Origin of the sequence: Bifidobacterium sp. UBA6881, assembly GCA_002451435.1 — a bacterium.
GTDB lineage: Bacteria > Actinomycetota > Actinomycetes > Actinomycetales > Bifidobacteriaceae > Bifidobacterium.
In genome coordinates, this window is sequence record DKCF01000005.1 from 11,149 (window position 1) to 12,778 (window position 1,630).

Sequence of the window (1,630 nt, forward strand, 5' to 3'; positions counted from 1 at the left end):
CTCGTCCTTCGTCGGGTTCTTGCCGAAGTTGATGAACACGGTGGCCGTGTGACCGTTGAGCACAGGCACGCGGATGCACTGCGAGGTGATGCGCAGCGGACCGTCGAACGGCACGATCTCGCCCTTTTCCTCGTCCACGTGACCGAAGACCTTCAGCGGTTCCTTCTCGGACTTCGCCTCTTCGCCGGAAATGAACGGAATGATGTTGCCCAGCATCTCCGGCCAGTCCTTGAACGTCTTGCCGGCACCGGAAATGGCCTGGTACGTGCTGACGACCACCTCATGCGGCTCGAACTCCTGCCATGCGGCGAGAGCCGGGGTGTAGGCCTGAATCGAGCAGTTCGGCTTGACCGCGATGAAACCGTGCTTGGTGCCGAGACGCTTGCGCTGGTGCTCGATGACCTCGTAATGCTGCGGGTTGATTTCCGGCACCACCATCGGCACGTCCGGGGTCCAACGGTGCGCGCTGTTGTTGGACACGACCGGGGTCTCGGTCTTCGCGTATTCCTCTTCGATCGCGCGGATCTCGTCCTTCGGCATATTCACCGCGGAGAACACGAAATCGACGTCCTTGACCACGTCTTCGACGTCGGCCACGTTCTTGACCACCATGTTCTTGACGAACTCCGGCATCGGGGTTTCCATCTTCCAGCGACCGCCGACTGCCTCTTCATAGGTCTTGCCGGCGCTGTGCGCGGACGCGGCAAGGGTGACCAATTCGAACCACGGATGATTCTCGAGCAGCGTCACGAAGCGCTGTCCGACCATGCCCGTAGCTCCGAGAATGCCGACTTTGATCTTTTCGGACATAACAACCTCTCGCTTATGCTGGAACGGTTTCGATGATGTACGCTTGAGGTCGACCAGCCGGCCCAAAATGACTTCGTGGGCGGCCACACGCGTTGTTCAATCTTACGTAATCATGGAAACAAGCCCATAAGGCTATCCGTATGCTGGTCTTGGCGCGCCGCAAACGCCGTGGCCGTCCATGAGCGCCGTAAAACGACTCGCGTACACTGGTAGCCATGTCGAAGGCATCAGAAGAAGCGCAAAAGCAGTTGAACCGAATAGTGGCGTTGGGGTATCCGGATGTGGCCGATATGTCGGCGGCCGCGTTCCGCGCGCTCGCACGTCCGCTGATCCGCGCGCTTGAGCAGCGCACCGGCGACGATGATCTGGGTACGCAGATTCTGCTGGTCCCCACACGCGAGCTGGTTTCTCCCGAATCGCTGATCGCGCGTACTTCGATTTACCGTATGGCGGGTTTCACCACCATGCCTCCGCGTGACATCGCCAGTTTTTTGCCGCAGGACGGCTTCGAGCCGCCGGAAGGCCCGTTCTACCTGGTGGTCGAGCCGCATACCGGCACCTGCTATGTGAACCGCGAGCCGGATGTGGCGCGCAAGCTTATCGATTCCGACGAACGCACGCCGCTCACTTTGGAAGAAGGACTGGCCATCGCCACGCAGCATCCGGAATGGCTGTTGGAGAAGAACGGTTTCAATCTGTTGGGGTCGCGTTCCGCGGACGGCCGCGTGCCGAGCATCTGGATGAGCCAGAACGCCCCGCGGTTGGGCGCGGTGTGGCCGAATTCCCGGCACACATGGCTGGGCAATGCGTACTGCATCGC

2 protein-coding genes are annotated in these 1,630 nt (G+C 60.6%); one reads left to right on the forward strand and one right to left on the reverse strand.

Features of this window, described 5'->3' with window-relative positions:
• Positions 1–810, reverse strand: an 810-nt coding sequence (locus B3C64_RS00270; protein ID WP_291532931.1) for an aspartate-semialdehyde dehydrogenase, incomplete at its 3' end; no start/stop codon positions are given.
• Between the two features lie 215 nt (positions 811–1,025).
• Here B3C64_RS00270 and B3C64_RS00275 point away from each other — a divergent pair.
• Positions 1,026–1,630: DUF5701 family protein (locus B3C64_RS00275; protein WP_291532933.1), on the forward strand; the 605-nt coding region annotated here is incomplete at its 3' end.